This window comes from Saccharothrix deserti, assembly GCF_009769385.1.
Lineage (GTDB): Bacteria > Actinomycetota > Actinomycetes > Mycobacteriales > Pseudonocardiaceae > Actinosynnema > Actinosynnema deserti.
Window position 1 is genome coordinate 1 of sequence record NZ_VKAB01000098.1, and the last position, 9,937, is coordinate 9,937.

The 9,937-nt window shown below is 72.0% G+C and carries 2 protein-coding genes; both read left to right on the forward strand.

Features of this window, described 5'->3' with window-relative positions; all coding sequences use genetic code 11:
• Positions 1-2,921: type I polyketide synthase (locus FM051_RS53540; RefSeq protein WP_158854676.1), on the forward strand; the 2,921-nt coding region annotated here is incomplete at its 5' end.
• Positions 2,887-9,937: type I polyketide synthase (locus FM051_RS48840; RefSeq protein ID WP_158854678.1), on the forward strand; the 7,051-nt coding region annotated here is incomplete at its 3' end. The genes FM051_RS53540 and FM051_RS48840, both read left to right, overlap by 35 nt.

Sequence of the window (9,937 nt, forward strand, 5' to 3'; positions counted from 1 at the left end):
CAGTGGACGGTGAATGGCTCGACACCACGACCATGGGCGCCGACTACTGGTACCGCAACCTGCGGCAGCCCGTGCGGTTCGCCGAGGCCGTCGACGCGCTCGTCGAGCAGGGGCACCGGGCGTTCATCGAGGTCAGCGCGCACCCGGTGCTGGCCATGAGCATCCAGGACGCGATGGACGCGCACGGCGCGCCGGCCGTGGTGACCGGTTCGCTGCGCCGCGACGAGGGCGGCCTCACCCGGTTCCTCACCTCGCTGGGCGAGGCGCACGTGCGGGGCGTCCCGGTGGACTGGCGGGCGTTCTTCGAGGGCAGCGGCGCGCGGCTGGTCGACCTGCCGACCTACCCGTTCCGGCACCGCCGCTACTGGCTGGAGGGCGGCAGCCGCGTCGGCGATGTCGGGTCGGCGGGCCTGGACGCTGCCGGCCACCCGCTGCTGGGCGCGGAGGTCGGCGTCGCGGGCGCCGACGAGACGGTGTTCGCCGGCCTGCTGGACGTCGGCTCGGCCGGGTGGCTCGCCGACCACCGCGTGCTCGGCGTCGTGGTCGTGCCGGGCGCGGTGCTCGCCGAACTCGCCGCGTGGGCGGGTGGCCGCACCGGCTACGCCTCGATCGAGGAGCTGACGCTGTCCGCGCCGCTGGTGCTGCCCGAGACGGGCGCGGTGCGCGTGCAGGTGGTGGTCGGCGCCGCACTGGACGGCCGCCGGGCGGTGCGGGTGTTCTCGCGGCAGGACGACGAGTGGGTCCTGCACGCCGAAGGCGTGGTCGGGCAGCCGGTGCCGGAGGCCGCCGCGGACCTCGGCGCGTGGCCGCCGGCCGGCGAGGAGGTGGACCTGGACAACGTGTACGCGGCACTGGCCGAGCGCGGCTACGGCTACGGGCCGGTGTTCCGGGGCCTGCGGCGGCTGTGGCGGTCCGACGGCGTCGTGCACGCCGAAGTGACGGCGGGCGACGAAGGCTGGAGCGGCCTGCACCCGGCGCTGCTCGACGCGGTGCTGCACCCGCTGCTCACCGCCGACGACCGGCTGCTGCTGCCGTTCTCCTGGTCCGGCGTGCGGCTGCGCCCAGGGGGGTCGACCCTGCGCGTGCGGCTCAGCTGGACCGGCACGGACGAGCTGTCCGTCCTCGCGGTGGACGAGTCCGGGCGCGCGGTCGTGGAGGTCGAGTCGCTGGTCGTGCGGCCGGTCGCGCCGGGCGCGCTGCTGCGGGCCGACCACGTCGCCCGCGACGGCCTGCTGCGGGTGGACTGGCGCGAGGAACCGGTGTCGCCAACCCCGGCCGACCCGGCGCTGGTGTTCCACCGCGTGCCGGTGCGCGAGGTCGCCTCGGGCGCGGACGTGCGCGCCACCGTCATCGAGGTCCTGCGCCTGGTGCAGGAGTGGCTGTCCGACGACGGGGCGTCGCGCCTGGTGTTGGTGACGCGCAACGCTGTCGCCGCGGGCGCGGACGTCGACCCCGCCCACGCGGCGGTGTGGGGCCTGGTGCGGTCGGCGCAGTCGGAGAACCCCGGCCGGTTCGCGCTGGCCGACCTGGACGACAGCCCGGACGCCGAGTCGCTGGTGGCCGGCGCCCTCGCGGCGGGCGAGACGCAGGTGGCCGTGCGCGGCAGCCGGGTGCTGGTGCCGCGCCTGGCACGGGTGGGCGCGGTGGACCGCGACGCGGCACCCGACCTCGGCTCCGGCGCCGTGCTCGTGACCGGCGGAACCGGACTGCTCGGCGGCCTGCTGGCCCGGCACCTGGTGGCGGAGCGCGGCGTGAAGCGGCTGGTCCTGGTCTCTCGCAGTGGTCTTGATGCGTCGGGTGCGTCGGGGTTGCGGGAGGAGTTGGTGGCGGCGGGTGCCGTGGTGGATGTGGTGGCGTGTGATGTGGCGGATCGGGATGCGGTGGCGGGTTTGCTCGCGGGCGTCGACGGCCTGTCCGCCGTCGTCCACACGGCGGGTGTGCTCGACGACGGCGTGGTCGGGTCGCTGACGCCCGAGCGGGTCGACGCCGTGTTGCGGGCGAAGGTGGATGCGGCGTGGCACTTGCACGAGTTGACGTCGGGTCTGTCGGCGTTCGTGCTCTATTCGTCGATGGCGGGTGTGCTGGGCACGGCGGGCCAGGCCAACTACGCGGCGGCCAACGCGTCCCTGGACGCTCTGGCCGAGCTGCGGGCGGCATCGGGTCTGCCCGCGGTGTCGATGGCGTGGGGCCTGTGGGCGCAGAGCAGCGGGCTCACCGCCGACATGGACGCCGTGGACGTGCGCCGGGTGACCCGCAACGGCCTCGTGCCGCTGACCGACGCCGACGGCCTGGCGCTGTTCGACACCGCCCTGGCCTCCGGGCTGGCGACGACCGCACTGTCCCGGGTGGACGCGGCGGCGCTCACCGGTGACGTCCCCGTGGTCCTGCGCGACCTCGCACCACGGCCGGCCGGCGAGGTGGCGGAACCCGTCACCGCGGACCTCGGCGCGCTACCGCCGGACGAGCGCCGGGAGGCGCTGCTGACGCTGGTGCGCGCCCAAGTCGCGGCCGTCCTCGGGCACGCGGACGTCGACACCGTCGCGACCGACCGGGCGTTCCAGGAGCTGGGCTTCGACTCGCTGACGGCGGTCGAGCTGCGCAACCGGCTCACCACCCGGACCGGCCTGCGGCTGTCGGCGACCCTCGTGTTCGACCACCCGACACCGGCCGTGCTCGCCGCGCACCTCGACGACCTGCTGACGCCGGACCCCGTCGAGCCGGTGCTCGCCGATCTCGACCGGCTCAAGACCGTGATCACCGAAGCCGCCGCCGACGAGGCGGCGACCGGCGAGATCACCCGCCGGCTGCGGGAACTGCTCGCGCTCGTGGGAGAGGCGGACCGCCGCGACTCCATCGACGACCTCGACTTCGACACCGCGACCGACGATGAGCTGTACGCGCTCGTGGACGAACTCGACTGATCCGATACTTGGGGGAAGACCGACTGTGGCCGACGAGACGAAGCTCCGCGACTACCTCAAGCGTGCGCTCAACGACGCCCGCGACACGCGCCGGAAGCTGCGCGACGTCGAGGAGCGGCTGACCGAGCCCATCGCGATCGTGGGCATCGGATGCCGCTACCCCGGTGGCGTGGCGTCACCGGACCAGCTGTGGGACCTGGTTGCGGGCGGGGTCGAGGCGATCGGGCCGTTCCCGACCGATAGGGGTTGGGACCTGGAGGGGTTGTACGACCCGGATCCGGACCGGGTGGGTAAGGCGTATGTCCGCAGTGGTGGTTTTCTGGATCGTGCTGCGGAGTTCGATGCGGGGTTTTTTGGTATGTCGCCGCGTGAGGCGTTGGCGACTGATCCGCAGCAGCGGTTGTTGTTGGAGGCTGCGTGGGAGGCGTTTGAGCACGCGGGTGTGGATCCGTTGTCGTTGAAGGGGAGTCGGACCGGTGTGTTCGCCGGTCTCATGTACCACGACTACGGGTCCGAGACGGCGGACATCCCCGACGACCTGGAGGGCCACCTGGGCAACGGCACCGCCGCCAGCGTGGCGGCCGGTCGCGTGTCCTACACCTACGGCCTGGAGGGGCCGGCGATCAGCGTCGACACGGCGTGCTCGTCGTCGCTGGTGGCCCTGCACCTCGCGGTGAACGCCCTGCGGCGCGGCGAGTGCGACCTGGCACTGGCCGGCGGCGTGACGGTGATGTCCACGCCGGGCGTGATCATCGGGTTCTCGCGGCAGCGCGGTCTGGCTCGGGACGGCCACTGCAAGCCCTTCTCCGCGGCGGCCGACGGCACCGTGCTGTCGGAGGGCATCGGCCTGGTGGTGGTGGAGCGGTTGTCGGTGGCTCGTGCGGCTGGTCGTCGGGTGTTGGGTGTGGTGCGTGGTTCGGCGGTGAATCAGGACGGTGCGTCGAATGGGTTGACGGCGCCGAATGGTCCGTCGCAGGAGCGGGTGATTCGGGCGGCGTTGGTGTCGGCCGGGTTGGACGTGGGTGATGTGGATGTGGTGGAGGCGCACGGTACGGGTACGCGGTTGGGTGATCCGATCGAGGCGCAGGCGTTGTTGGCGACTTATGGTCGTCGTGAGGGCGAGCCGCTGTATTTGGGGTCGCTGAAGTCGAACATCGGGCACGCCCAGGCGGCGGCGGGCATCGGCAGCGTGATCAAGATGGTGCAGGCGATGCGGCACGGCGTCCTGCCCAAGTCCCTGCACGCCGACGAGCTGTCGCCGGTCGTGGATTGGTCGGCGGGCAACGTGCGAGTGCTGGCCGAGCAGCGTCCTTGGCCGGTGGTCGATCGTCCGCGTCGGGCTGCGGTGTCGTCGTTCGGGATCAGCGGCACGAATGCGCACGTGATCCTGGAACAGGCCCCCGAGGCTCCCGGCGTCGATGTCCCGGCATTGAGTGCGGTGCCGTTGTTGTTGTCGGCGCGTAGTGCCGATGCCCTGGCCGAGCAGGCCCGACGCCTCCGCCACCACTTGTCCGACAACCCCTTGCTGGAGCCGCAGGACGTCGCGAGCACCCTCGCTCGACGGTCGCCGCTCGATCACCGTGCGACGGTCGTCGGTCGGACTCGTGAGGAGTTGTTGGCTGGTCTGGGTTGGCTTGGCAGTGTCCGGCGGGTTGTTGGTGGGTCGGTCGGGTTTGTGTTTTCGGGTCAGGGTTCGCAGCGGTTGGGTATGGGTCGGGAGCTGTATGCCGGGTTTCCGGTGTTCGCGGCGGTGTGGGACGAGGTGATGGGTTTCTTCCCGGGTCTGCGGGATGTGTTGTGGGGTGATGACCGGGGGTTGTTGCGTCGTACGGGTTTTGTGCAGCCGGGGTTGTTCGCCTTTGAGGTGGCGTTGTTCCGGTTGCTGGAGTCGTGGGGTGTGCGCCCTGGCTGTCTGGCGGGGCATTCGGTGGGGGAGATCGCGGCGGCGCATGTCGCGGGTGTGTTGTCGTTGGAGGATGCGTGTCGTCTGGTGGCGGCGCGGGGCGGGTTGATGGAGGCGTTGCCCGAGGGCGGGGCGATGGTGGCGGTGGAGGCGACCGAGGCCGAGGTCGCCTCCTTGTTGGGTGACGGTGTGGATCTGGCGGCGGTGAACGGTTCGACCCAGGTGGTGTTGTCGGGTCGTGAGGACGCCGTCGTGGCCGCAGTAGCGAATCTGGGGCAGCGGCGGTGGAAGCGGCTTGAGGTGTCGCACGCGTTCCACTCGGTGTTGATGGATCCGATGCTGGACGACTTCCGTGCGGTGGTGGAGGGCTTGTCCTTCCACCACCCGGAGATCCCGCTGGCGACGACTGGCGATGTGACGTCGGCGGAGTACTGGGTCCGGCATGTGCGGGAGCCGGTCCGGTTCGCCGACAGTGTGCGCACGTTGGCGGACAACGGCGTGACGGCGGTGTTGGAGATCGGGCCGGGCGGCGTGCTGACGGCGATGGTGGCCGATACGGCGGATGTCGCGGCGATCCCGGCGTCGCGCGGCGACAAGCCCGAGCCCGAGGCGTTCATCGGCGCACTGGGGGCGCTGTGGGAACACGGCGTGGACGTGGCGTGGCAGGACCGGGTCGGCGGTCGGCTGGTCGACCTGCCCACCTACCCGTTCCAGCACGAGCGGTTCTGGTTGGAATCGAGTACCGGTCTGGGCGACGTGCGCGCGATCGGGCTCCGTGCGGCCGAGCACCCCATGCTCGGAGCCGTGGTCTCCATCGCGGGCAGCGACGAGGTCGTCCTGACGGGAGTGCTGTCGGGATCGCGGCTCGGCTGGCTCGGCGACCACCGCGTGCACGGCGTGCCACTCCTGCCCGGCGCGGGCGTGGTCGAACTCGTGCTGCGCGCCGGCGAGCAGGTCGGGTGCGGACACGTCGCCGAGCTGACCCACCTCGCCCCGCTGGTCCTGCCGGAACGGGAGCCGGTGGTGGTCCAGGTCGTGGTGGGTGCGGCGCGGGACGGTCGGCGCGACGTCGAGCTGTTCTCGCGCCGAGACGAGGACGAACCGTGGACCCGGCACGCCACGGGCGTCCTGTCGGCGGTGGCGCGGCCCGGCACGGGGCTCGGGGCGTGGCCGCCGGCGGACGCGGTCGAGGTCGAGCTGGACGGCGCGTACGACCGGCTGGCGGCCGAGGGCTACGAGTACGGCCCCGCGTTCCAGGGCCTGCGCCGCGCGTGGCGCGCGGACGGCGCCGTCTACGCCGAGGTCGCGCTGGACGAGAGCGCGGACCACGACGCCTTCACGTTGCACCCCGCGCTCCTCGACGCGGCCCTGCACGCCCTGCTGCCCGGCGTGGTGGGCGACGACGGCCCGACCGGTCTGCCGTTCTCGTGGGCCGACGTCGCCGTGTACGCCACCAGCGCGTCCACCCTGCGCGTGCGGCTGGTCCCGACCGGCGCGGACGCCGTGTCGCTGACCGCCGTCGATCCCGCCGGCGTCCCGGTGGTGGAGGTCGGCTCGCTCACCGTGCGGCCGGTGCAGGCGGACGCGCTGCGCGGGGCGGGCCGCCGCCTGCTGCGCGTCGACCGGGACGAGATCACCCTCCCGGACGGCGAGCGGCCGGAGGTCGAGGTGTGGGCCGTCCCGGCTGCGGGCGACGACGTCGTGACGGGCACCCGCGACGTCGTGCACGCCGCGCTCGCGGAGGTGCGGCGATGGCTGGGGGAGGAGCGGACGTCGCCGCTGGTCGTCGTGACCCGACGCGCGACGGGCGCAGACCCCGACCCCGCCCACGCCGCCGTCCGGGGCCTGATCGGGTCGGCCCAGGCGGAGCACCCGGGTCGGTTCGTCTTGGTGGACGTGGACGACGATGTCGCCCCGTCCCTCCTGGCCGCTGCGGCGGCGACCGGTGAGCCGCAGGTCGTGATCCGCGACGGGAAGGCGTCCGCGCCCAGGCTCACCTGGTCGGAGCCGACCGACACCACAGCGGCGCAGTGGGACACGGTCCTCATCACGGGCGGCACGGGTGCGCTGGGCGGCGCACTCGCCCGCCACCTCGTCCGGGTGCACGGCACACGTCGGCTGGTCCTGGTCTCTCGCAGTGGTCTTGATGCGTCGGGTGCGTCGGGGTTGCGGGAGGAGTTGGTGGCGGCGGGTGCCGTGGTGGATGTGGTGGCGTGTGATGTGGCGGATCGGGATGCGGTGGCGGGTTTGCTCGCGGGCGTCGACGGCCTGTCCGCCGTCGTCCACACCGCAGGCGTCGTGGTCGACGGCCTGGTCACCGACCTCACGCCCGAGCAGGTGGACGCCGTGTTGCGGGCGAAGGTGGATGCGGCGTGGCACTTGCACGAGTTGACGTCGGGTCTGTCGGCGTTCGTGCTCTATTCGTCGATGGCGGGTGTGCTGGGCACGGCGGGCCAGGCCAACTACGCGGCGGCCAACGCGTTCCTCGACGCGCTGGCCGAGCACCGCGCCGCGCACGGGCTGCCCGCCACCTCGCTGGCGTGGGGTCTGTGGGCGGAGAGCAGCGGCCTCACCGACCGCCTCGGCGACACCGATGTGCGGCGCATCGCCCGCCTCGGCCAACGCGCCATGTCCACTGCGGATGCACTGCGGTCGTTCGACCTCGCCGTGGCCTCCGGCGTGCCCACGGCCGTCCTGACCGATCTGGACACCGCCGCCCTGCGCAAGCAGCACGACGTCCCCGCCGTGCTGCGCCGACTCGTGCCGGCGGTGGCACGGCGGGCGGCGTCCGACGGCACTGGTGACGCCCTGTCCGACCCGGGCGCGGTGCTGGAGCTGGTGCGGGCGAAGGTCGCGGTGGTGCTGGGTCACGCGGACGGCTCGGCCATCCCGGTCGACCGCTCGTTCCGGGAGCTGGGCTTCGACTCGCTCACCTCCGTGGAACTGCGCAACCAGCTCGGCGCGGCGGTGGGCCTGCGCCTGCCGGCGACGCTGGTGTTCGACCACCCGACGCCCGACGACCTGGCCGCGTACCTGTCGGCGGAGCTGTTCGGCGGCGCGGTCGTCGCCTCGCCGGTCGCGCCGTCCGCCGTCGCGGCCGACGACGACCCCATCGTGATCGTCGGCATGGCGTGCCGGTTCCCCGGTGGCGTGTCGTCGGCCGACGAGCTGTGGGACCTGGTGGCGGGTGAGGTCGACGCCGTGTCGCCATTCCCCACCGGCCGGGGTTGGGACGTGGACGCGCTGTTCGACCCCGACCCCGAACAGGCCGGGAAGACCTATGTGCGGGAAGGCGGCTTCCTGCACGACGCGGACCTCTTCGATGCGGGGTTTTTTGGTATGTCGCCGCGTGAGGCGTTGGCGACTGATCCGCAGCAGCGGTTGTTGTTGGAGGCTGCGTGGGAGGCGTTTGAGCACGCGGGTGTGGATCCGTTGTCGTTGAAGGGGAGTCGGACCGGCGTGTTCGCCGGTCTCATGTACCACGACTACGCGTCGGGCATCTCGCCGATCCCCAAGGACCTCGAAGGCTACCTGGGCAGCGGCAACGCGGGCAGCGTCGCGTCCGGTCGGGTGTCCTATGTGTTCGGGCTGGAGGGGCCGGCGGTCACTGTGGACACGGCGTGCTCGTCGTCGCTGGTGGCCCTGCACTTGGCGGTGAACGCCATCCGCTCCGGCGAGTGCGACCTGGCCCTGGCGGGCGGTGCGACGGTCATGTCCACTCCGGCGTCGTTCGTGGAGTTCTCGCGGCAGCGTGGTTTGGCGGTGGATGGTCGGTGCAAGGCGTTCGGTGCCGGTGCGGATGGCACGTCGTGGGCCGAGGGTGTCGGTTTGCTGGTGGTGGAGCGGTTGTCGGTGGCTCGTGCGGCGGGGCATCGGGTGTTGGCGGTGGTGCGTGGTTCGGCGGTGAATCAGGACGGCGCGTCGAATGGCTTGACCGCGCCGAACGGTCCGTCGCAGGAGCGGGTGATCCGCGCCGCACTGTCCGCCGCCCGACTGTCCGCCGACGACGTGGACGCGGTCGAGGGCCACGGCACCGGAACCCGGTTGGGTGACCCGATCGAGGCGCAGGCGTTGTTGGCGACTTATGGTCGTCGTGAGGGCGAGCCGCTGTATTTGGGGTCGTTGAAGTCGAACATCGGTCATGCTCAGGCTGCTGCCGGTGTTGGCGGGATCATCAAGATGGTGCAGGCGATGCGGCACGGCGTCCTGCCGAGGACCTTGCACGTCGACGAACCGACTCCGGTCGTGGATTGGTCGGCGGGCAAGGTGGAGGTGTTGGCCGAGCAGCGTCCCTGGCCCGAGGTCGATCGTCCGCGTCGGGCGGCGGTGTCGTCGTTCGGGATCAGCGGCACCAACGCCCATGTGATCCTGGAACAGGCCCCCGAGGCTCCCGTCGTGGATGTCCCGGCCCCGGCGGTGCTGCCGTTGTTGTTGTCGGCGCGCAGTGCCGGTGCTTTGGCGGCGCAGGCGCGGCGGTTGCACGAGCATCTGTCGGCTGAGCCGGCCTGGGAACCCCGGGACATTGCGAGCACTCTCGCTCGGCGTCCGTCCTTTGATCATCGTGCGATGGTGGTCGGTCGGACTCGTGAGGAGTTGTTGTCGGCCTTGACGTCGGTGGTCGGTGGTCGGCGGGTTGTTGGTGGTTCGGTCGGGTTTGTGTTTTCGGGTCAGGGTTCGCAGCGGTTGGGTATGGGCCGGGAGCTGCACGCCGGGTTTCCGGTGTTCGCGGCGGTGTGGGACGAGGTGATGGGTTTCTTCCCGGGTCTGCGGGATGTGTTGTGGGGTGATGACCGGGGGTTGTTGCGTCGTACGGGTTTTGTGCAGCCGGGGTTGTTCGCGTTCGAGGTGGCGTTGTTCCGGTTGCTGGAGTCGTGGGGTGTGCGGCCTGCGTTGCTGGCCGGGCATTCGGTGGGGGAGATCGCGGCGGCGCATGTCGCGGGTGTGTTGTCGTTGGAGGATGCCTGTCGTCTGGTGGCGGCGCGGGGTGGGTTGATGGAGGCGTTGCCCGAGGGCGGGGCGATGGTGGCGGTGGAGGCGACCGAGGCCGAGGTCGCCTCCTTGTTGGGTGACGGGGTGGATCTGGCGGCGGTGAACGGTTCGACCCAGGTGGTGT